20 protein-coding genes and 1 pseudogene are annotated in these 20,901 nt (G+C 43.4%); 6 read left to right on the top strand and 15 right to left on the bottom strand.

Annotation, left to right across the window (positions count from 1 at the left end):
• Positions 1 to 70: 70 nt before the first annotated feature.
• The 3 genes from V7K38_RS11615 to V7K38_RS11625 all read right to left on the bottom strand — a co-directional run bounded on the left by V7K38_RS11615 (position 71) and on the right by V7K38_RS11625 (position 2,874).
• The gene (locus V7K38_RS11615; RefSeq protein WP_334857901.1) at positions 71 to 1,012 is read right to left on the bottom strand and encodes a LysR family transcriptional regulator; all 942 of its coding nucleotides are present in this window, start codon (positions 1,010 to 1,012) and stop codon (positions 71 to 73) included.
• Positions 1,013 to 1,255: 243 nt separating this feature from the next.
• Positions 1,256 to 2,044, bottom strand: coding sequence for a BMC domain-containing protein (locus tag V7K38_RS11620; protein ID WP_334857903.1), 789 nt, complete (start codon positions 2,042 to 2,044; stop codon positions 1,256 to 1,258).
• A gap of 56 nt (positions 2,045 to 2,100) precedes the next feature.
• On the bottom strand, positions 2,101 to 2,874 hold the full coding sequence (locus V7K38_RS11625) for a transferase (RefSeq protein ID WP_334857904.1): 774 nt from the start codon (positions 2,872 to 2,874) through the stop codon (positions 2,101 to 2,103).
• Here V7K38_RS11625 and V7K38_RS11630 point away from each other — a divergent pair.
• A complete protein-coding gene (locus tag V7K38_RS11630; protein ID WP_334857906.1) occupies positions 2,873 to 3,007 on the top strand; it encodes a hypothetical protein in 135 nt (44 codons plus the stop codon). The genes V7K38_RS11625 and V7K38_RS11630 overlap by 2 nt on opposite strands.
• Here the strand turns inward: V7K38_RS11630 and V7K38_RS11635 are convergent.
• The 5 genes and pseudogenes from V7K38_RS11635 to V7K38_RS11655 all read right to left on the bottom strand — a co-directional run bounded on the left by V7K38_RS11635 (position 2,991) and on the right by V7K38_RS11655 (position 6,185).
• A complete protein-coding gene (locus V7K38_RS11635; RefSeq protein ID WP_334857941.1) occupies positions 2,991 to 3,248 on the bottom strand; it encodes a ribulose bisphosphate carboxylase small subunit in 258 nt (85 codons plus the stop codon). The two genes, V7K38_RS11630 and V7K38_RS11635, sit on opposite strands and share 17 nt — an antisense overlap.
• 96 nt (positions 3,249 to 3,344) lie before the next feature.
• Positions 3,345 to 5,012 (bottom strand): annotated as a pseudogene (locus tag V7K38_RS11640) (ribulose bisphosphate carboxylase small subunit); the annotation flags it as partial.
• Between the two features lie 120 nt (positions 5,013 to 5,132).
• Positions 5,133 to 5,435 (bottom strand): EutN/CcmL family microcompartment protein, encoded by a 303-nt coding sequence (locus V7K38_RS11645; RefSeq protein WP_265270762.1) that lies wholly within the window; start codon positions 5,433 to 5,435, stop codon positions 5,133 to 5,135.
• A gap of 6 nt (positions 5,436 to 5,441) precedes the next feature.
• A complete protein-coding gene (locus V7K38_RS11650) occupies positions 5,442 to 5,786 on the bottom strand; it encodes a carbon dioxide-concentrating mechanism protein CcmK (RefSeq protein ID WP_010995041.1) in 345 nt (114 codons plus the stop codon).
• Positions 5,787 to 5,876: 90 nt separating this feature from the next.
• A complete protein-coding gene (locus tag V7K38_RS11655) occupies positions 5,877 to 6,185 on the bottom strand; it encodes a carbon dioxide-concentrating mechanism protein CcmK (protein ID WP_012410633.1) in 309 nt (102 codons plus the stop codon).
• 659 nt (positions 6,186 to 6,844) lie between these two features.
• Here V7K38_RS11655 and V7K38_RS11660 point away from each other — a divergent pair.
• The 4 genes from V7K38_RS11660 to V7K38_RS11675 all read left to right on the top strand — a co-directional run bounded on the left by V7K38_RS11660 (position 6,845) and on the right by V7K38_RS11675 (position 12,055).
• Complete coding sequence (locus V7K38_RS11660; RefSeq protein ID WP_334857909.1) at positions 6,845 to 8,701, top strand: NAD(P)H-quinone oxidoreductase subunit F; 1,857 nt, start codon at positions 6,845 to 6,847, stop codon at positions 8,699 to 8,701.
• A gap of 121 nt (positions 8,702 to 8,822) precedes the next feature.
• The gene (locus V7K38_RS11665) at positions 8,823 to 10,328 is read left to right on the top strand and encodes an NADH-quinone oxidoreductase subunit M (protein WP_334857911.1); all 1,506 of its coding nucleotides are present in this window, start codon (positions 8,823 to 8,825) and stop codon (positions 10,326 to 10,328) included.
• 117 nt (positions 10,329 to 10,445) lie between these two features.
• The gene (locus V7K38_RS11670; RefSeq protein ID WP_334857913.1) at positions 10,446 to 11,576 is read left to right on the top strand and encodes a CO2 hydration protein; all 1,131 of its coding nucleotides are present in this window, start codon (positions 10,446 to 10,448) and stop codon (positions 11,574 to 11,576) included.
• A gap of 140 nt (positions 11,577 to 11,716) precedes the next feature.
• Complete coding sequence (locus tag V7K38_RS11675) at positions 11,717 to 12,055, top strand: protein kinase domain-containing protein (RefSeq protein WP_334857943.1); 339 nt, start codon at positions 11,717 to 11,719, stop codon at positions 12,053 to 12,055.
• 116 nt (positions 12,056 to 12,171) lie between these two features.
• On the opposite strand, the gene mtnA is transcribed toward V7K38_RS11675, so the two are convergent.
• From mtnA to V7K38_RS11695, 4 genes are all read right to left on the bottom strand, one after another.
• Positions 12,172 to 13,257 (bottom strand): S-methyl-5-thioribose-1-phosphate isomerase, encoded by a 1,086-nt coding sequence (gene mtnA / locus V7K38_RS11680; protein WP_334857914.1) that lies wholly within the window; start codon positions 13,255 to 13,257, stop codon positions 12,172 to 12,174.
• A gap of 250 nt (positions 13,258 to 13,507) precedes the next feature.
• Positions 13,508 to 15,415, bottom strand: coding sequence for a 1-deoxy-D-xylulose-5-phosphate synthase (gene dxs / locus V7K38_RS11685; protein ID WP_334857916.1), 1,908 nt, complete (start codon positions 15,413 to 15,415; stop codon positions 13,508 to 13,510).
• 607 nt (positions 15,416 to 16,022) lie between these two features.
• Positions 16,023 to 16,469: a hypothetical protein gene (locus tag V7K38_RS11690; protein WP_334857918.1), complete on the bottom strand. Its 447-nt coding sequence runs from the start codon at positions 16,467 to 16,469 to the stop codon at positions 16,023 to 16,025.
• Between the two features lie 265 nt (positions 16,470 to 16,734).
• Complete coding sequence (locus V7K38_RS11695; RefSeq protein WP_334857920.1) at positions 16,735 to 17,106, bottom strand: hypothetical protein; 372 nt, start codon at positions 17,104 to 17,106, stop codon at positions 16,735 to 16,737.
• A 153-nt stretch (positions 17,107 to 17,259) separates the two neighbouring features.
• Between V7K38_RS11695 and V7K38_RS11700 the strand changes: the two genes are divergently transcribed.
• Positions 17,260 to 17,508 carry a hypothetical protein gene (locus V7K38_RS11700; RefSeq protein ID WP_334857921.1) on the top strand — a complete coding sequence of 83 codons (249 nt, stop codon included), beginning with the start codon at positions 17,260 to 17,262 and terminating at the stop codon, positions 17,506 to 17,508.
• On the opposite strand, the gene V7K38_RS11705 is transcribed toward V7K38_RS11700, so the two are convergent.
• The 3 genes from V7K38_RS11705 to V7K38_RS11715 form a co-directional block, all read right to left on the bottom strand.
• Positions 17,500 to 18,462 carry an aldo/keto reductase gene (locus tag V7K38_RS11705; protein ID WP_334857923.1) on the bottom strand — a complete coding sequence of 321 codons (963 nt, stop codon included), beginning with the start codon at positions 18,460 to 18,462 and terminating at the stop codon, positions 17,500 to 17,502. The genes V7K38_RS11700 and V7K38_RS11705 overlap by 9 nt on opposite strands.
• A 730-nt stretch (positions 18,463 to 19,192) precedes the next feature.
• The gene (locus V7K38_RS11710) at positions 19,193 to 20,272 is read right to left on the bottom strand and encodes a hypothetical protein (protein ID WP_334857924.1); all 1,080 of its coding nucleotides are present in this window, start codon (positions 20,270 to 20,272) and stop codon (positions 19,193 to 19,195) included.
• 278 nt (positions 20,273 to 20,550) lie between these two features.
• On the bottom strand, positions 20,551 to 20,856 hold the full coding sequence (locus V7K38_RS11715; protein ID WP_334857925.1) for a small RNA NsiR4-regulated ssr1528 family protein: 306 nt from the start codon (positions 20,854 to 20,856) through the stop codon (positions 20,551 to 20,553).
• Positions 20,857 to 20,901 lie beyond the last annotated feature (45 nt).

Below are 20,901 nucleotides of genomic sequence, written 5' to 3' on the forward strand. Positions count from 1 at the left end.
AATGTTTCCCGGTCTAACAGTCAACCCCTTTAGGGAATTCGTAATTCGTAAGTATCAATTATGAATTATTTTACCCGTTAATTAGTTCAAGTTTACTAGAAGTGGTATCAGTGTTTTGATCTACAAAATTCCTTGCAGCAGCGAGAAGATAGTCATAATAGGCGCGAGCGACGATAGATAGCTGCTTCCCGGCTGGGTAAACCATGTACCAATTTCGCTGAATGGGGAAGTGTTGGACATCTAAAATGCTAAAATCTGAGACATCTGATAGTAAAGTATGACGAGATAAAACCGAAATTCCTAAACCACCTGCGATCGCTTGCTTGATTGCTTCGTTACTTCCCAATTCCAGTTTTACTTTTACTGTTACCCCTTGTTCTTCAAATAAGCTTTGGACGGCGCGACGAGTTCCTGAACCTGGTTCTCGCATAATAAAAGGTTGGTTTGACAGGCGTTGGATCGGAATATTTTTTTCCTTAGATAACGGATGATTAATCGGTGCAAAGACTATCAAAGGATTTTCTAAAAATGCTTCACAATTCACATCCATATTGTCTGGAACTTGACTCATAATATATAAGTCGTCCAGATTCTGACTCATCCGTTCCAAAATTTGTTCGTGATTCGTTACTTGCAGAGAGATATCAATCCCTGGATAAAGTTCGCAAAACGGCCCTAACAAACGTGGGATAAAATATTTTGCTGTTGTAATCACTGCCAAGCGTAATTGTCCCTGTTTTAGCCCTTTTAAATCTGCCACCTTCATTTCATACTGGGCTATATTTTCAAAAATCTGCCGACAAGTGGCAAATAATTCTCGTCCTGCCTCGGTGAGATACAACCGCTTCCCCACTTGCTCAAATAATGGCAACCCTACCGATTTTGTGAGTTGCTTAATCTGCATAGAAACGGTAGGTTGAGTGAGAAACAATTCCTCAGCAGCGCGAGTAAAGCTACTGTGTCGTGCCGCAGCCTCGAAAACCTTTAACTGGTGCAGCGTCGCTTGTTTCAAATGTGCTTCTCCTCTATATAGCTATTCATCTATATAAAACTAGTATTACTGAACAGTTGCAAAAGGTATAGCGATACTCATAGAAATTTACGAGTTTTATTATAGATAAAACTCTATTACTTCTATTAAAATAAAGGTATTTTATTTATGGATTTAAGAAGCTATTATCAAAACAACAAGAAAAGCGTAAGATCCCTTTCACTTCTTCCTGATGAATGATGATTTTCTCAAATTCTTCTATCATCATTCATCATTCCATAATTCTTCTACAATTTTTGTCGGTAGCTTGGTTAAATCTGGTAATCTTAATACTTCTATTTCGGCAACTTGTTCTTTAATGTTGACTGGCAAGTTTAAAGGCTGCTGTGTTTCTATCCAGCAACTTGCTAATGGTAAGGTTTGCTCCATTTCGTCTAGTGGTCGGGGAATTACCATCACTGCATTTAACTCTCCAATCCGTTCTGCTTCAAACATTCCCGCTTCCACTGCTACCGCCACATTTGCTACGGAACCACGAATAATGGCTGTACACAAACCCCCACCGATTTTTTCGTAGGCTGCTAAATGAACATCAGCAGCTTTGAGCATGGCATCACACGCGCCTACCATCGCTGGAAATCCTCGCGTTTCTACCAAACCAATTGCTTGATTACTCAGACGGCTAGAATTGCCCTCCTCCATCAATTTAGTAAAACGGGTTGTGATGGGAAGTACTATATCTAGGTTTGGATAAGGGCGGGGAATCACTAAGCTAGAAACCAACTGACCAAACTGTTCAGCCGTTTGCACACCCGATTCTACAGCCAGACGCACGTCAGCAATGCCACCCCGCACGATCGCAGTACAATAACCGCCACCAATTTTTTCATACCCAACTAGATGGACTCCTGCTGATTTCAGCATCATATCCGCCGTCCCAACTATTGCTGGAAAGCTGCGGGTAGAAACTAAACCCAAAGCAGTATCCTGGAAGGTCTCTCGATGACTCGTTCCTTCGATACCTTTGAGAGACCGTTGATTAGATGTTTCCATGTGAACTTTCCTAGATAATCACAAAGCCGACAACTTACAATTAACACTTACTCGAACTAATCGTCATTTTGGTCGCTCAAGGATTGTCTATGAGGAAACAATGTAGTCAACAGTCTGCTTATGCTCCCTTGTCCATAAATTTGAGTCCCGAAACCGTTAGGGGATTCTGTAGTTAGCTGATTGTTGGGGTCTGAGTCAGGTTTTGTCGGCTCTTGAACGGCTTCTTGCAAGGGGGATTCAGCATCCTTATCGGGTTCCTCCACTGGAGGAGGCTGGCTTTCAGGAGTGGCTGGAGATTTAAAATAAGAAATCGACTTATTTTGTTTAAAATCCACAAAAGCCGCAGCTGAGAATTTAGTTGAGGAACTTACCTTTTCCTTAACTCCTCCTGAGCCATTTTCTTCTTCGTTCGGCGGTGGCGCACTTGTAGCCGTGGGGTTATTTGTAGATGGTTCCGGCTGGTTTGTTTGAGCAATTTGCCGACTGGTGTCTCCTAAAACCGAACCAGATGCAACTACTTGTCCAGGTTCAACTGAATAGTTAAAAACTGTTGTTGCTGAACCAATGCAAGCATTTGCTCCAATTGTGCCTTTGCCAATCATCAAAAAACCGGCTCCCAGATTTGCCCCTGCTTCTACCTCTAGAGTTCCTTCATGGACTTGGAGAATTGCTCCCATCCCAATACATACCCCTGGGCCAATTACGATCTTGCTGTTTTCAGCCGCTTGGAGGATGACCCCAGGTGCAAGTACTGCGCTTGGATGAATAGTCACCTCACCACTAATATAAGAATCAAAATTATTGCTGAGGCGCAGTGACAGCACAGACATGGAAGTTTTAACCTCGGAAGCCGGAATGGGGATGAAGAGCGGGGGAGGCAGGGGAGCAGGGAAAGAAGAATTATTGATTAATGCCCAATGCCCAATGCCCAATGCCCCACTTACTGCTATGGTCTTTGAATGATCGTTTCTAATACCCGACGCTTGGCTTTGGGGTCAATTCCAATTAGGCGCACATATTCGCCTTGGTATTCGCCAAGGTGTCCTTCTACGGCTGCGATCGCTTCTCTTTCTGAGGAGGCTTGAATTTGACCGGTACTAGTCCAAGAACCAGTACGGAACCGCCGTTGGTCTACGTGCTCAAGGCTAATTTTAGAGCCGCCAGCCAATAATTGTCGGAGTTGCTGTACAACTTCACTACTCAACCGGGTACTGGTAGCTGTAGCTGTTGGTGTTGCTGTTGCAGAAGGCGCACTGCTAGTAAATGATTTATGACTGCCAGAGGACGCTGGTTGACCATTTGGTCTTTGGATGATCGTTTCTAATACCCGACGCTTGGCTTTGGGGTCAATTCCAATTAAGCGCACATATTCGCCTTGGTATTCGCCAAGGTGTCCTTCTATAGCTGCGATCGCTTCTCTTTCTGAGGAGGCTTGAATTTGACCAGTACTAGTCCAGGAACCTGTACGGAACCGTCGTTCGTCTACGTGTTCAAGGCTAATCTTATACCCACCAGCCAATAATTGCCGTAGTTGGTCTCCTACTTCAGCACTCAACTTAGTACTAGTAGCTGTTGCCGTAGCACTTCCATAGCTTCCGCTAGAGCTTCCACTACTAAATGATGATTTTTGGCTACTAGAGATGGCTGATTGACCATTTGGACGTTGAATAATGGTTTCTAATACCCGCCGTTTAGCTTTGGTATCAATGCCGATTAAACGTACATACTCACCTGGATGGTTGGCGATACATTCTTCCAAGGCAGAGATTACTTGATTGGTGGAAGTTCCTTCAATTGGCTTGCAACTAGTCCAAGAACCTGTGCGGAAGCGCCGTTCATCTACGTGTTCCATACCAATTTTGTAACCACCCGCCAACAGTTGGCGGATTTGCTCTAGAATGTCGCTACTGACTTTGCCATTGCTAGAACTGTTACCGTTACTATTACCTTTGCTGTAGCTGCCATTGCTATGACTACTATTAGGAGCTTTAAAGCTGGTAGGTGGTTTAGCATCATCATCCGGGCGTTGGATGATGTTTTCTAACACACGTCGTCTATCTTTATCAATACCAAATATTCGGACATATTCGCCGCTATGGTCACTTACACAGCTTTCTAACGCTGCGATCGCTTCACCGAGGGATCTTGGTTCAATTGGTTGGCAACTAGTCCAAGAACCCGTGCGGAACCGTCTCTGGTCTACGTGTTCTGTACCAATTTTATACCCTTGTTCCAATAGATAGCGTAACTGATCTATTGTTTCTGCACCCAAGCTATTGCTCGCCACTTCACTACTCCTTTCCAACTCTAAAACAGTAATACCATTACCTGTATAAGATTTAGCATTTTCATCCCGGATGGGTGCTATACATTTGCTATCCGCAGCACAAAGATAACCAGCCCGTAGCGCCTGATTAATCCCAACCACATGATGAGCAAATTCCTTATCTTGATCTTGCACATCTGGCAAGCGGTCAGCTTGCTGTTGGCTAGTAATTATCGCTCCCGAAGGTACATATTTACCTGGGGGAATTTCTACGTCTTGAATCAAAGCGTGCATCATCACGATGCAACCTGCGCCTACCCTGGCATTAAACACTGTAGAGCGAAAGCCAATGAAGGAATTATCGCCTACATAAGCTGGCCCGTGAATTAGAGCCATGTGGGTAATGCAAGCATTTTTACCTACCCATACCGAGTATTTCTCTTGGTCATCGCCAATTACTCGACCTTGCTCTAACCCATGAATGACTACACCATCTTGAATATTGGTGTTTTCACCAATATAAAAAGGTGTGCCTTCATCCGCTCTAATCGTAGTCCCCGGAGCAACGATTACATTTGCACCTATTCGTACATCCCCAATCACATTGGAGAATGAATGTACAAAAGCAGTTTTATGGATGTCGGGTTCAGCTAAATTCCTTGACCACGGAGTTGGGGGTGCTGCCGTGCTGCGGACTGCCATTGCGAGATTCCTCCTATATTGTCATAAGTCATTTGTCCGTTGTCATTTGTCCGTTGTCATTTGTCCTTTTGTAAATGACTAATGACTAATGACTAATGACCAATGACTAATGACCAATGACTATCGATATTGATCTTTTTTGCTGTAAATCATGCGATCTTCAACATAAATTGTATCTATGATCGCTACGACCACTGCATCTAGTGGTCGCTGTTCGTTGCCAATAACCTGACGAGCAACACTGCCACGACTTACAAGTACCCACTCATCTACACCTGCTCCCACACTATCTGCTGCTACCTCATATTGTGGGAGGATGTTTCCCTCTTCATCTACAAATTGTAACAACAGTAGTTTCACACCTCTGAGACTTGGATCTTTTTGGGTGCTAACTACTGTGCCGCGAACTTTGGCGACTTGCATTAAAAATTACGGTCTTCTACCAAAAGGACGAATTGCGTTCACATTTTCCCGGAATTGTTCTACGTCTTCTGTATAACGAATTGGTAGGACATATTCCAAGTTTTCGTGAGGACGAGCAATGATGTGAGTAGACAGCACTTGTCCACCGTTGACTCGCTTCACTGATTCAACACCTGCGGCTACAGAAGCTTGCACTTCCGAAACGTCACCCCGAACAATTACGGTAACTCGACCACTGCCGATTTTTTCATAGCCTACTAGAGTTACACGAGCAGCTTTCACCATCGCATCAGCAGCTTCCACTACTGCTGGAAAGCCCAGCGTTTCAACCATTCCCACTGCAATTGACATTAGTTTTAATCCCTATTTAAAGTTTTTAGCTTTGGACAAAAGTGATGCTCAAAAAAGCAAAGAGCGTTAATTACTTTTTTTAAACAGCTTTTAGGTACGGAACTGTTCCACAGCTTCTGTGTAACGAATCGGCAAGACGTATTCTAGGTTCTCGTGAGGACGAGCAATGATGTGAGTGGATAAAACTTCACCACCAAAGACTCTTTTCGCGGCTTCAACCCCAGCAGCTACAGAAGCTTGCACTTCCGATACATCTCCCCGAACTATCACGGTGACGCGAGCGCTACCAATTTTTTCATACCCTACTAAAGTGACACGGGCGGCTTTCACCATCGCATCAGCAGCTTCAACAACTGCTGGAAAGCCTTTCGTTTCAATCATTCCAACTGCAATTGGCATCGCAGAACTCCTACAAAATTAATGCAATCTGTACTGTCGTCTGAATTTTTTGACGGGGAGAGCCTGATCTTATAGCTAAGAAAACACTTCCAATTTAAGCATAGGAAAGCTTGGCGTTCCTGGCAATATAAATTACTATAATAGTTTATGATAAGAAAGTTTTAAAAAACTTAACAAATATTTATCCGGGCATTCTGAGCAATTAAAGTTTACTGATTACTTGAGCAGCCACTTATGCTTTATAATTTCTTTATCACATTTACAAAACGAGATTCATAACCAAGGTTAATTCTATCTGGGGAGGGAAGATCGGCGGCTGTATCTTTTGCTGTATATATCTTTCTTCTGATTTTGCGGTATGCACAACGACTAGGTGAAAAGTATATAATATTTTCATATATATCGTATAAAGTACTCTGTTGCAAGTAGAAATACAAATGTAAAAACAGAGGTAAGGTTAAGGCAAGTAAATGCTTTTGCGTATGTAAAGTTATATTTTATCGAAGTTTATTAGGGGAAACTCAAGTAAGAATACTTTTGATAATTTAGTTGAAACAATAATAAAAAAATGTTGATATTTTAGAAGATTAATTATTTTAAATAAATAATTGTCTGAAAGATTTTTTAAAATAAAGGTTGAGTCTTCAAGGTAAATTTAAATGGATCAATTTCTATTTTCAACAAGTTGGTTTGTGCCTTTATATAGCTTATTAGGCGCAGTTTTAACGTTGCCCTGGGGAATAGGAATAATTCGGCGAACAGGGCCAAGACCTGCGGCATACATCAACTTTTTGACAACTGTTGTGGCTTTTGTCCATAGTCTGTTTGTATTTAAAAATATCTGGGATAGAGAACCAGAAAAGTTACTCGTGCCGTGGTTCAAAGCTGCTGATTTAGACTTATCTTTTACCTTGGAACTCTCAGCAGTCAGTATTGGGGCAACAGTTTTAATTACAGGTTTAAGCTTACTGGCACAAGTTTACGCTCTGGGTTACATGGAAAAAGACTGGTCGCTGGCGCGTTTTTTTGGGCTGATGGGATTTTTTGAAGCAGCGTTGAGTGGTCTAGCAATCAGTGATTCTTTGTTTGTCAGCTATGCCCTTTTGGAAGTTTTGACGCTTTCAACTTATTTGCTGGTGGGATTCTGGTATGCTCAACCGCTAGTAGTGACGGCGGCGCGAGATGCATTTTGGACTAAACGGGTAGGAGACTTGTTGCTGCTGATGGCTGTGGTGACGCTTTCTACTTTAGCCGGGAGTTTGAACTTCTCGGATTTATATGAGTGGGCGCAAACAGCTAATTTAAGCCCAGTCACATCAACCTTGCTGGGGTTGGCGTTAATTGCTGGCCCGGCGGGGAAATGCGCTCAATTTCCCCTGCACCTGTGGTTAGATGAGGCGATGGAAGGGCCAAACCCGGCTTCGGTAATGCGAAACTCGCTGGTAGTGGCTGGCGGTGCTTATTTACTGTATAAATTTCAACCATTGTTAGCACTATCGCCAGTTGCCTTAAATGCCTTGGTAATTATGGGTACGGTAACGGCAATTGGGGCGACATTAGTATCTATAGCTCAAATTGATATTAAGCGATCGCTATCTCATTCCACCAGTGCATACATGGGGTTAGTGTTTTTGGCGGTGGGGTTACAGCAAGGGGGTGTAGGCTTGATGTTGCTGTTAACTCATGCGATCGCTAAAGCATTATTATTTATGAGTTCCGGTTCAGTCATCTTAACTACCCAAAGCCAAGACCTAACAGAAATGGGTGGACTTTGGTCGCGGATGCCAGCCACCACCACCGCCTTTATTGTTGGTTCGGCAGGGATGGTGACAGTGCTACCATTAGGAGGCTTCTGGGCAATGCTAGCATGGGCTGACGGTTTCGTGAATATTAGCCCTTGGGTGATTGGCGTTTTATTATTAGTCAATTGCTTGACAGCATTGAACTTAACTAGAGTATTCAGATTAGTCTTCTGGGGGAAACCGCAACAAAAGACCCGTCGGACACCGGAAGTTGGTTGGCAAATGGCCTTACCGATGGTGACTCTTACAGTTTTGACTCTGCTTTTGCCTTTGATGTTACAGCAATGGTACTTACTACCAAATTGGGAAAGTATTAATTGGTATGTAGCATTAGCGTTATTTGCTTCTACAGTGCTGGGAGTAGTTATCGGATCTACAGTTTATCTGCACAAAGCTTGGTCAAGATCGAGATTTTTAGCGTGGAGATTTGTGCAAGACTTATTAGGTTATGATTTTTATATTGACCGACTTTATCTCCTAACGGTAGTGAGTGCAGTCGCACTCCTATCTAAAATTTCTGCTTGGAGCGATCGCTATTTAGTCGATGGTCTAGTAAACTTGGTTGGATTTGCGACAATTCTGGGCGGACAAACTTTAAAGTACAGCATTTCTGGGCAATCTCAGGGCTATATGTTGACCATCCTAGCAGTTGTCAGCGTCCTGGTTTTCTTCATCGGCTGGTCATCGGGTTTACTAGATAAATTGCCTTTTTAAATAGGTTGGCATCAATAAAGTTAATTAGTGGGGGTTGTCATTTGTCATTGGTCATTTGTCATTGGGAAACTCTTCCCAATTCCCCATTCTCAATTCCCCATTCCCAATTCTCCACTTGCTTATGCTTAGTGTTTTAATTCTAGTGCCGTTAATCGGTGCGGCTTTAATTGGTTTCTCGCCCTCTGGGATCAATGGGAAATTTGCCCGTGGGGTAGCTTTAGTCTTTGCCACTATCGCTTTCTTGTGGACAATCGTACTAGCAATTCAGTTCCATCCAGGGGAAACCACTCAACAATTTGCCGAGTCTGTCCCTTGGATAGATGTCTTAGGTTTAAACTATAACCTGGGAATCGATGGTTTATCTTTGCCTCTGCTGGTTTTGAATGGACTCTTAACTTCTATTGCCATCTACAGCAGCGATGAATCTCTTCAGCGTCCTAAATTTTATTATTCTTTGATATTATTATTAAGCGCTGGGGTAACTGGAGCTTTTCTGGCACAGGATTTACTGTTATTTGTCCTGTTTTACGAATTGGAACTAATTCCTCTGTATCTATTGATAGCTATTTGGGGTGGGGAAAAGCGGGGTTATGCGGCTACCAAATTTCTCATTTATACCGCCGTTTCTGGAATCTTGGTTTTAGCAAGTTTCCTCGGCATGGTTTGGCTGAGTGGTTCCTCTAACTTTGCACTAGCAACCTTAAACACTACGACTTTACCTTTAGCGACACAGCTTTTACTGCTAGCGGGGATTTTGATTGGTTTCGGGATTAAAATTCCCTTAGTTCCCTTCCATACTTGGTTGCCAGATGCTCACGTTGAAGCTTCCACACCAATTTCTCTGCTATTGGCTGGGGTGCTGTTGAAGTTGGGAACTTACGGCTTACTACGGTTTGGCATGAACTTGTTACCAGAAGCTTGGGCTTATCTGGCTCCTTGGTTAGCGACTTGGGCAGTGATAAGTGTACTGTATGGTGCATCCTGCGCGATCGCTCAAACTGATATGAAAAAAATGGTAGCATACAGTTCCATTGGACACATGGGCTATGTGCTGTTAGCAACGGCGGCGGCTACACCATTAAGCGTATTGGGTGCTGTTATGCAGATGATTAGCCACGGCTTGATTTCCGCCATGCTGTTTTTGCTGGTAGGGGTTGTGTATAACAAAGCCGGCAGCCGAGATTTAGATGTTCTCCAAGGATTGTTGAATCCAGAAAGGGGTATGCCCGTAATTGGTAGCCTCATGGTTTTGGGAGTTATGGCTAGCGCAGGGATACCAGGAATGGTTGGGTTTATTTCCGAATTCATCATTTTCCGGGGCAGTTTCCCAGTTTTTCCAGTGCAAACCCTACTATCAATGCTTGGTACCGGTTTAACTGCGGTTTACTTCCTAATACTCCTCGACCGCGCCTTTTTTGGCCGCTTGTCTGCACAAGTTACTAACTTACCACGTGTCTATTGGAGCGATCGCATCCCGGCTGCAATTTTAGCTGTGCTGATTGTGATTTTCGGCATTCAACCCGCTTGGTTAGCACGCTGGACTGAACCAACAATTACAGCAATGGTGAATAGCCAAAACGTAGTGGTAGCAGTGTCCTTAGATAAAGCAATGGGGACTAGGGATTAGGGTCTTTTAAAAAGCAAGGGAAACAAGCAGCAGAGGAGTAAATATCCATGCCCCATGCCCCATGCCCAATGCCCCATGCCCAATGCCCTAATCCCTATACTTTTTGGAGAGATGATAATGGTAACTATTAAAAAGAAAGCTGCTCACAATCCTTTAGCTGAGTATATTGAACGTCTGCAAAAAGGAGAAGCACTACTCCCTGATAGTCCAGAAAATGTACTAGAAGTTGTTGGTATTCTTAAAAGCTATGGTGTAGTTTTAGATGCTTATTCGAATAATCTTAACTATATTGCCGAGCATCAGTTTTTAATATTTTTCCCATTTTTTAAATATTTTAATGGGGAAGTTTCTTTTCAAAAATTACTCCGTCATTGGTGGCACGATCGCATTAATTTTGAATATGCCGAATATTGCATGAAAGCCATGATGTGGCACGGTGGCGGCGGACTAGATACGTATTTAGATACAACAGAATTTAAAGAAAGAGCGCAAGCTGTTATCGCTGCAAAGTTTAAAAATAATCCCTTAGTTCCCGGTATTAACCAACTATTTCCAGATTTCTTAACAGAATACTTGCGTGTCTCTGCTTACTACACAGGTTTAGGTCAATTCTGGCGAGTAATGGCTGATATGTTCCTCAGCTTATCAGACCTCTACGACCAAGGTGAAATTAAATCGATTCCCGAAGTTGTAGACCACATTAAAACAGTGTTAGTGGCAAATGCGTCAAACCCAATTACCTACGCCGTCAAAATTCGAGGTGAAGTCTATGAAATCATTCCTAAAAGCGTTGGTTTGACATTCTTAGCAGATACAGCAATACCTTATGTAGAAGCAGTCTTTTTTCGGGGAACTCCTTTCCACGGTACAGTTTCATACAACGCCCAAGGTTATCAAATTCCTCCAGATCAAACGCGATTTCAATATGGCGCATTGTATGCCGATCCTTTACCTATCGGCGGGGCGGGTATTCCTCCCACCTTGTTGATGCAAGATATGCGTCATTATCTTCCAGAGTATTTGCACGAAATATATCGTTGCAGCCTCCGGGGTGAAGATGATTTGCGAGTCCAAATTTGCATGAGTTTCCAAAAATCGATGTTTTGTGTTACCACAGCAACGATTTTGGGACTGATGCCTCATCCTTTGGATACTAAAGATCCAAATGAAGAGAAAAATAATCGAGTTTATTTAGAGAAGTGGATGAGTCGGTTAGAAACTTCGCAGTTGCTGAATGTGAATAAATAAGTAAAGATTAGGCTTCTGGTTCAATGCCGAGCGATACCAGAGGCTTTACGCTACATTCAACAAATTGGAGAAGTGCTGATCAAAGTACACGAAAATCGATTGATTGATCGAGATGTGCATCCAGGAAATATCTTTTGCGGGTGCGAGAAGGACAACCGGAAGCTGTGCTGATCGATTTTGGTTTAGCTTTGGATTTTGACCATATATTAACCACATCTCGAACTAAAGAAACTTCTGAGAGATTTACACCCCCTGAGCTTTACGCTCAACATACTAAGCCAACTGGGGCATATAGCGATATTTATTCTTTAGCAGCAACTCTTTATGTACTTGTTACTGGAAAAACACCAGTCAGTGCATTGAAACGCAAGGTAGACAATGCTCCTTTAATCGCTCCCAAAGATATCAATCCTCAGATTAGCGATCGCACCAACCGCGCAATTTTAACAGGGATGAAACTAGATCCTCTAGAAAACTAGTCAAAAAACAAAGTCCCCGGCTTTTCTAAAAAGTCGGAGATTTTTTTGTGGCAATCCCCTATAAAGTTTCCGTTATTCGGATTTAGATTTATCAAGAACTCGGCGCAAGTTCTCCATTAATTCGGATTTAACCCAATGGGTAATTGCTTTAACTGTGATTTCGCTAATTTATCAGGTGCGATCGCTCCATTTTCTGTAATGATGGCTGTAATCAACTCAGCCGGAGTCACATCAAAAGCTGGGTTGTAAAAATCTACACCTTCAGGTGTGAGAATAGTATCACCAACTTGATAAATTTCTGTTGGATCGCGTTCTTCAATGGGAATTTTGCTGCCATCGGCTAATTCAAAATCAACGGTGGAAAGGGGTGCAGCCACAAAGAAGGGGATATTATGAGCTTTAGCTGCGATCGCAACACCATAAGTACCAATTTTATTAGCAGTGTCGCCATTAGCAGCAATGCGATCAGCACCCACAACTACAGCATGAATCAAACCCTGTTTCATGCAATGGGCTGCCATATTATCAGTAATTAATGTCACTGGAATACCTTCTTGCACACATTCCCAAGTCGTAAGTTTTGCGCCTTGTAAGCGGGGACGGGTTTCGTCGGCAAATAAACGTTCTAAACGTCCTTCCCTCCAAGCGGAACGCACAACACCCAAGGCTGTACCGTAACCAGCTGTAGCTAGCGCCCCAGCATTACAGTGAGTAAGCAGTGTCAGCTTTTCTGGGGTAGTAGGTAAAACTGCTAAACCATTGTCACCGATCGCCTGACAGGTTTGCAAATCTTCAATATTAATTGCTTGGGCTGTTTGGAAAAGGCTTTGCTTAATCCCTTCTACCGTTCCCAGGGTTTCGTAGGCGACTTTGAGCATCCGGCTAATTGCCCAAAATAAATTTACTGCCGTCGGACGAGTAGAACGCAATAACTGGGCTACTTTATCTAAGTTTTGCAAAAATTCGGTGCGATCGCTAGTTTTAATTTCCCTTGCGCCAAGATACATTCCATAAGCCGCCGCTACACCAATTGCCGGCGCACCTCGCACAATCATCGTTTTAATCGCCCGCGCCATATCTTCACTGTGGTGGATTTCCACAAATGTATATTCGTTGGGTAAGCGCGTTTGATCGATTAGTGACACTGAATCGTTATCGTTGTGCCAAATAACTGGATAAACATGGTTTGTGGAAAGTGTCATAGGAAAAGGTAGTTAGTGGATAAGCAATATTTTTTACTTTAATTCACCTTGATGGCGAATGATTTAGGATTGCTATAGTTAGTCAAAAGGTATCTGAAGAAGGCAAGTTTTTAGTCTTCACTGAACCGGATTAGATTTTAAGCAACTTCTTTAGGTGACATTTTAATTTCTACTTTTCGATTTAAAGTTTTATAAGCGATCGCCCACACCTAAGTTACAAGTGTGGGCGATTCATTTGACAAAGAATTAACTAGACGACAGCAGATACTTGCTGCTTAAAGAAAGCTGACAAAACTCTCTCTGCTATTTGATCGCTAGTTAAACCGAGTTCTCTTTTAGATTCATCGGGTTCAGCATGATCTACTAATACATCTGGGACACCAAATCGCTTGACAGGAACGAGAATCTCTGCATCCATTAAAGCTTCAGCGATCGCACTACCAAAGCCACCCATGATACAGCCTTCTTCTAAGGTGATGACGCGGCCGATTTTCTTAGCTAAAGGCAAAATCAACTCCGTATCCAAGGGCTTAACGAAACGCGCATTAATCACAGTCGCTTCAATACCGTGTTCGCTGAGAATTTCGGCAGCCTGCATTCCTGGATAGACCATTGTGCCATAAGCGACAATTAACACGTCATCGCCAGTGCGGAGAATTTCGCTTTTACCAATTTCCAAAGGTTCCCAACCTTCTTCCATCAAGGGGACACCGTAGCCATTGCCACGAGGGTAACGCATAGCGATCGGGCCGCTGGTATGGTTAATGCCAGTTACTACCATGCGTTGCAGTTCTGCTTCGTCTTTCGGTGCCATGATTACAATGTTGGGAATGCAACGCAGATAAGCGATGTCATACATCCCTTGGTGGGTGGGGCCATCAGCACCGACAATTCCCGCGCGATCTAAGCAGAAAAATACTGGCAGGTTTTGGATGCAGACATCGTGAATTATCTGGTCATAAGCGCGTTGCAGGAAGGTAGAATAAATAACGGCTACGGGGCGCATCCCTTGAGTTGCAAGTCCTGCGGCTAGGGTGATTGCGTGTTGTTCAGCAATGCCGACATCAACATATTGATTGGGCAGTTTGGCTTGAAGTTTATCTAAGCCTGTTCCCGTTGCCATAGCCGCAGTAATCCCAACGATTTTGGGGTTTTGTTCGGCAAGTTTCACCAGAGTGTGAGAAAAGACTTTGGCATAAGCTGGAGGTTTGGGTTTGGTGGAAGGAATAGCTTTGCCAGTTGCAACGTTGAAGGGGCTTTGGGCATGGTAGCCAACTTGATCTAGTTCGGCAATTTCATAACCTTTACCCTTAATTGTGGCTACGTGTACCAAAACTGGCCCTAGTATCTGATGTGCTTGCTGGAAGGTAGCAATCAACTCTTCGAGATTATGCCCATCTACTGGCCCGATGTAGGTAAAGCCAAGTTCTTCAAAAACTGCCCCTACCTTGGGAACAGCCAAACGTTTCATACCTTCTTTAATGCGTCCGAGTTCGGGAGAGAGAGACTCACCCACGAAGGGAATTTGCTTAAATTGTTCCTCAAGATTATCTTTAATAAATTGCACCGGTTGACTGAGGCGCATTTTGTTGAGATAGCGGGGAATCGCGCCGACGTTACGAGAGATAGACATGTCGTTGTCGTTGAGAACAACCAATAGGTTAGTTTTCGGCATGTGTCCCGCATGGTTGATGGCTTCTAAAGCCATACCCCCAGTCAGCGCCCCATCCCCAATCACAGCGACGGCTTTAAATTTTTCGCCTTTCAAATCTCGCGCTAAAGCCATGCCCAATGCTGCGGAAATACTTGTAGAAGCATGTCCAGCCCCGAAATGGTCAAACTTGTTTTCACCGAGTTTGAGATAACCTGCAACTCCGTCCTTTTGTCTGAGGGTGTGGAAGCGATCGTAACGTCCTGTAAGGAGTTTGTGGGGATAAGCCTGGTGTCCGACATCCCAAATCACTTTATCCCGATCTAAGTCTAGCGTCTGGTAAAGTCCTAGTGTTAATTCTACAACACCCAACCCTGGCCCCAAGTGTCCACCATTAACTGCTACGGTTTGGAGATGCTTATCTCGAATCTGACGGGCAATCTGTTGTAGTTGGCGAACAGATAAACCGTGCAACTGATTAGGATGGGTGATTTCGCTCAGATGCATATTATAGTGTTTTCCTCTCTAATTCCACGTTTTCAGTATTTTGATTTTCCCACGGTCGGGTTGTCCTGATAATCACACTCTTACATTGTTACTAAGTTGTAGCGGAAAGTATAACTTCGTAATTAATAATGGTGAAAAATTTGTTAACCATTAACAATTTGTCAAAAGGAGGTTGCAATTACATAAAGTCACAGCATATTTGTCAATAAGTAATGCCACTTAAATACACTCTAGTATTTGTATATAAAATCAAACTTTCAGAAGCATGTTGCGGAAATTCCTGAAGTGGAACACTCAGTTTTCTCTTTTTAAGCAATTTTAAAAAAGATAGGACTTACGCAAAATTGTCTCAAAAGCCTGATTTGTCGTAGCGGTAATTCATAAATTACCGCTACTTCAGAACTTTTTTTTGCGTAAGTTCTGAAAGAGTTAAATATCTCATTTCCAGCTAGATGTTCAGGATAATTGCTGGCAAATATCTTTGTTAATTTTCTCTGCGATCGCTAGTTCTTATAGATGCTAATAATTTTCGTAAACACAAGATCCCCGACTTCTCAAAGAAGTCGGGGATCTTGTGTTTAGATTTGAACGAAATCAAATAGGATTACTATTTACCAAAAGCGTCCTTGATGCTATCAACAGTACGTTCAACAGCGTTCTTTGTGTTGTCTACTGCTTTCTGTGTGCGATCTGCATCTTCGTTTGCTCTTTTCTGAATTGTAGCCGCATCTTTCTTGGCTTTGCGTTCGATAAAACTACCACTGTCTGTTGCTTGATCAACTTTACTGGCGTTGCTCTTGGCAGCTTCTTTAACTTTATCTTTCGTATCTTCGATGAAATTCTTGGCTCGTCCAGCATCTTTACTGGTTTTTTCTTGAACTTGATCGCCCGCGTCTTTTGATGCGATCAAGGTTCCAGCAGGATCGGCCATTGCTGAGGTGTTCGAGAAAAATGCACCTTGCCAAACAAAAGCGATCGCTAACATACAAAGCAGTGTTGTAGCCATCCAGCTTTTGATGTTGGAAAGCTGTTTTGTCAAATAATTTAATTTCATGCAATACAGTCTCATCTGATTTAGCATACTATTTTTACTTTATTTAGCTGATTCACTATATCGATCCCTAGATAGAATTTTTTGCGTCATTAGTTATAAAATAAGTTCACTATTTTGATAGATTGAATTTTGAGTAAAGATTTTTTTGGTAGGAATTAAGATTGAATTAAACAAGTTACAGATTTTAGACATGGGCGTAGACGCGTAGCCGCTTGTCGTTAGACATCGCGCTTGCAGAAAGTCAGCGATCGCTTCCATCGGGCGGTTACGCCATCGCAACTGACTTTTTACGATTGGGACGCTTGCGTTCTGATTTCTTCTTCAGTCCAATTGCTTGGGCTTGATCGCTATCCGATCCATATTGTCCGCGCACAACTTCTTTCATGGCCAATACAGCATTATGAAATTCCCATTCTGCTAATCGCGCAGCATCAGCAGCAGCACGGTATAAAGCTAGTTTTTCAGTTTCGGCTTGTTGCTGCGCCAACATCGTTTGATAAACTTGCTGTAAATTTGCTACAGACGCATCAGTGCGGGTTGTATTGTATGTGCTGATGGTTTGCAAACCGTGTAATGAGGTTATATCTTGACTAATTAATTGAGAAGGTAAACGGCGTGTTTTATCTTGGGCGGGCATATATGGATACTGATACAAGGTACTTTATTAATGTACCCATTTAAACAATAAAATTAACAGTAAGGGCGCATATTTGTACGCCCCGGAGATAGAAAGGTTTTTAGATAAAACAAAGTTAGAGAAAACGTAAGTTAATTTTTGCAAGTCAAAACAATGGCATTGCAAGTCAAAACAATGCCATTGCAAGTCAAAACAATCGCATTGCAAGTCAAAACAATGCCATTGCAAGTCGAAACAATGCCATTGCAAGTCGAAACAATGCCATTGCAAGTCGAAACAATGCCATTGCAAGCCGAAACAATGCCATTGTTAGTCAAAACAATCGCATTGCAGGAGGTTGCATTAGATAGCGTGGCTATCGAAATTACAGAAAATGAACAGAGTACCCTAGCATTACGCTGACATCAATTGTTGAATGCGCTGTGGCTCCTCTCCTAGCCAGTCTGGATTTTGAGCAGTGCTATCAAATATTGATGAGGTTTTGAAAGGCTCAAACTCGCCGCGTGATGCTGCTTGTGCTGTTTTTGCTAAGAGCGATCGCACTTGCTCGTCATTCATGGGCTGGAATGTCCGTACTGCTTCAAAGGCTTGGTCTAAAATCTCCATGCTGTCAATTCCAGTAATTACAACTGATGTCGGGAGATTCAAAGCATAGTGTAAACACTCTATTGGTGTTACAGTATTTGACCGTAAAAGAATACCGTTTGCCATACTTTTCATTCCCAGAACGCCGATGTTTTGTTTTACTAGTTCTGGCACAACCAGCTTTTCAAAGCTCCGGTAGTGGGCATCCATGACATTGAGCGGCATCTGCACTGTATCAAATTTAAACCCTTGAGCGGCGGCAACTTCCAACATGTGGAGATGAACATGGGGATCTTTATGCCCAGTAAAACCAATGTATCGGAGTTTGCCAGCTTCCCGTGCTTCAATTAAGGCAGCATTCGCTCCTTCTTCATCAAAAACTCGATGCGGATCTTCGTACCGAATAATTTCGTGGTGCTGAACCAGATCGATGCAATCCACTTGCAGACGTTGAAGTGATTCGTCTAACTGTTTTGCTGCTGCTTTTTTAGAGCGTCCATCGATTTTCGTCATCAGGAAAACTTTATCACGGTAGCGATCGCGCAGAGCTTTTCCCATCCGAATCTCGCTGACTCCATCGTTGTAATCCCAACTGTTATCCATAAAATTGATGCCGCGATCGATCGCTGTTCTAACAATTCGGATCGCCAGTTGCTCATCAACGTGTTTTAAAGCAATGTGCCAACCACCCAATCCAATCGCAGAAACTCTCTCTCCTGTACTACCAAGAACTCGGTATGACATTTCTGAATTTGGCGTAGTTCCTGACATCTGTTCTCCAAGTCTTTCAGCTATTACTTAAGTACATATAGCTGTGTGCCAATTCAAAATGCAAGGGAAAGTTGACAATATCTTGCTGAAGATATAGTTTTGAACCGATTGGGAAAAGACTGAAGAAGCCAAAATACGGATGGCAATTTGGAATGTGTGAGGTAAGGATAGGACTTAGGCCAATACGGTTTGGTTAAGATTATTTGATAAAAATAACAGATATCAAATCCGCGATAAATCGCAGTCAGGACGAAGGACTGATTATTGTAAAGACGGCGATTTATCGCGTCTCTTGCCTTAACCGAACAATATTGGTTTTGAGCTTTGCCTTTATGTGTTTGAAACAATTAGAAACCGTATATAGCGGTTCTCAATTGCACGAAATACAGACCTAACCCCCTGCCCCTTCTCTACTAGCGTTGGGGAGTAAGATTCAAAGCCTCTCCCCTACAAGGCTACGGTGTACACACAACTCTTATAGAGTTGCCCCAGAGCCTTTTGATCCCCCCAACCCCCCTTAAAAAGGGGGGCAAAAGTCTCTTAAAGTCCCCCTTTTTAAGGGGAGCCACTGCGGTCTTGGGGTCTCCCTAAGTGAAGCAAGTGGCGTGGATTTAGGGGGATCTCCAACGATTTTGGGTCTGTACAGAGATGTGTGTACACCGTAGCCTACAAGGGGAGAGGTTTGGAGAGAGGTCAAAGTGTATTGCTTCCATTCGAGAAGCCCTATAGATTACGGAGACGGAACCGCTACTCGATTGCCGGGAACAATCTGTGGCTGATAAGAAAACACTTCTCGGCTACGGGGATTTACGGTCACTTTGAGCCAATTAACATCGTTAGTGCCGTTCGCCGCATTGTCACCAAATGTCTCGACACGAGTGAAGTTCTCAATGCGTCTACCTTGAGCATCCAGAAATGGTTTGTCAATGCGGTAGTAGTGCGAGTCGCCGTATACATAGGCAATGGGTTTACGAAAAGCGATCGCCTCATCGCGGAACGCTAGTAAAAAGTCCTGGAAGCCATCAGGCTGACCATCGGTTTGCGCCAGTGTCTTCGGATCGCGTAAAGGCGCTCTGGTTCCGTCGGTCAGATCCCACCCTGGATCGGCTTGGGAGATAAACATAACTGCCACTGAATTGCGTACCTTTGCCACTTGAAAGGTCTTTTTCATCCATGCAATATTAGCCGTGTTTCTTGCTGCGTACTCATCTGGGTCAGGTGCAGTATCGCATAGGTTGTTGCAAGAACCCTGGATATTGAGTGTCGCATAAGTAACCTTTCCGACTGTCCATCGGCGGTTCTCAACACATGGTGTCGCACCAGTTGCACCAAGACACAGTGGTCTTGTCTGTACCTCTTGGGCTAGGCGACGCTGCCCAAGGGAAAAATTCGTGTTAAAGAATACCTGACGCTCGTAGTCGAGGCGTTCGCGTGAGTTGAATCCACCGTTTGAGGGGCGATCGCAGTCAGTCCAATCGTTATCGCCTGGGGTGAAGGCTGCTGGTGCTTTCAAGGAGTTAAAGAAGCCGAGCGCCTGGGTGTAGAGTTCATTACTGCACGTGGTAGGTGTTACCGAACCAGGCGTAGAGTTGCCCCCCTTCAAGTCGCCGTCGTGGACAGTGAAGGCCAGGTTTTGCGCGTTCATATCAGCGATGAGATTCGGGACTCCCTTTGTCGCCTGGATATCTGAGTAGGGTAGATCCCCCCAAAGTCCGATAGCGTATGTCTCGTTTTCGCCCTCGTATTCGTACTCGTACTTCCTCTCGCCAGCAGTCGCTAAACCGATTGTAGAACTTGCCAGAAAGGGCACAGTCAGCGCCAGTAAACATATTTTACGCAGCAAACGCGCAGTGGTGATGTGTTGAAACACTGAGTACCCAAACTTTGCCATTACCTATATCCTCGATTATTCTTTGGCTTCGGGAGCGTATTTTGGTAAATTAGCCCCTGCTCACGCCATTTCAGTTAGGAAATTAGATTAACGGATTGCTGAGGATAGATAGGTTATGGATGGGTTAATAGTTCGTTTTTTTACATGTTTGTATAGCTGCGAATTATATGAGTTCTGGCTGTGCTGCGCTGCTATATTTATTTACCGCTATAAAAAAAGGCAATTTCTTTTTCTTTTAGGGGTGCGAAACCAGCATCTACAAGTAATTGGTCGAGTTCTGGTTGGGGAATGTGTTTTGCACCAATTCGCACAATGCGCGAGCGCATAGTATTAGATACGCCACTGCGCTGTCTATTACCTTCTAGCGCCATGACTTTACCATAAAGTTCTAATTTGGCAGGCGGAATGGGAGAACCATCAAAATCAATTCCCTGTGCGATCGCTTCATCAATAGCGTCAGCACCCGTGGTAGTTGGATTCCCTGGGTTAGTTTCAGTAGGCATAGTGATTTGCTCTTAAGGCTATGGGTAGATTTTACCAGCCTTACT

The sequence above is a fragment of the Nostoc sp. genome, assembly GCF_036917465.1.
Classification (GTDB): Bacteria; Cyanobacteriota; Cyanobacteriia; order Cyanobacteriales; family Nostocaceae; genus Nostoc.

Excerpts from the sequence above, each read along its gene's own strand:
- V7K38_RS11705 (WP_334857923.1), bottom strand. The coding sequence starts at position 18,462 with ATGTCAGGAACTACGCCAAATTCAGAAATGTCATACCGAGTTCTTGGT.
- V7K38_RS11670 (WP_334857913.1), top strand. The coding sequence starts at position 10,446 with ATGGTAACTATTAAAAAGAAAGCTGCTCACAATCCTTTAGCTGAGTAT.
- V7K38_RS11650 (WP_010995041.1), bottom strand. The coding sequence starts at position 5,786 with ATGTCAATTGCAGTGGGAATGGTTGAAACGCTGGGCTTTCCAGCAGTA.
- V7K38_RS11665 (WP_334857911.1), top strand. The coding sequence starts at position 8,823 with ATGCTTAGTGTTTTAATTCTAGTGCCGTTAATCGGTGCGGCTTTAATT.
- V7K38_RS11630 (WP_334857906.1), top strand. The coding sequence starts at position 2,873 with ATGGAAGTTTTAACCTCGGAAGCCGGAATGGGGATGAAGAGCGGGGGA.
- V7K38_RS11645 (WP_265270762.1), bottom strand. The coding sequence starts at position 5,435 with ATGCAAGTCGCCAAAGTTCGCGGCACAGTAGTTAGCACCCAAAAAGAT.
- mtnA (WP_334857914.1), bottom strand. The coding sequence starts at position 13,257 with ATGACACTTTCCACAAACCATGTTTATCCAGTTATTTGGCACAACGAT.
- V7K38_RS11700 (WP_334857921.1), top strand. The coding sequence starts at position 17,260 with ATGGCATTGCAAGTCAAAACAATGCCATTGCAAGTCAAAACAATCGCA.
- V7K38_RS11695 (WP_334857920.1), bottom strand. The coding sequence starts at position 17,106 with ATGCCCGCCCAAGATAAAACACGCCGTTTACCTTCTCAATTAATTAGT.
- V7K38_RS11625 (WP_334857904.1), bottom strand. The coding sequence starts at position 2,874 with ATGTCTGTGCTGTCACTGCGCCTCAGCAATAATTTTGATTCTTATATT.
- V7K38_RS11620 (WP_334857903.1), bottom strand. The coding sequence starts at position 2,044 with ATGGAAACATCTAATCAACGGTCTCTCAAAGGTATCGAAGGAACGAGT.
- V7K38_RS11715 (WP_334857925.1), bottom strand. The coding sequence starts at position 20,856 with ATGCCTACTGAAACTAACCCAGGGAATCCAACTACCACGGGTGCTGAC.
- V7K38_RS11655 (WP_012410633.1), bottom strand. The coding sequence starts at position 6,185 with ATGCCAATTGCAGTTGGAATGATTGAAACGAAAGGCTTTCCAGCAGTT.
- dxs (WP_334857916.1), bottom strand. The coding sequence starts at position 15,415 with ATGCATCTGAGCGAAATCACCCATCCTAATCAGTTGCACGGTTTATCT.
- V7K38_RS11660 (WP_334857909.1), top strand. The coding sequence starts at position 6,845 with ATGGATCAATTTCTATTTTCAACAAGTTGGTTTGTGCCTTTATATAGC.
- V7K38_RS11690 (WP_334857918.1), bottom strand. The coding sequence starts at position 16,469 with ATGAAATTAAATTATTTGACAAAACAGCTTTCCAACATCAAAAGCTGG.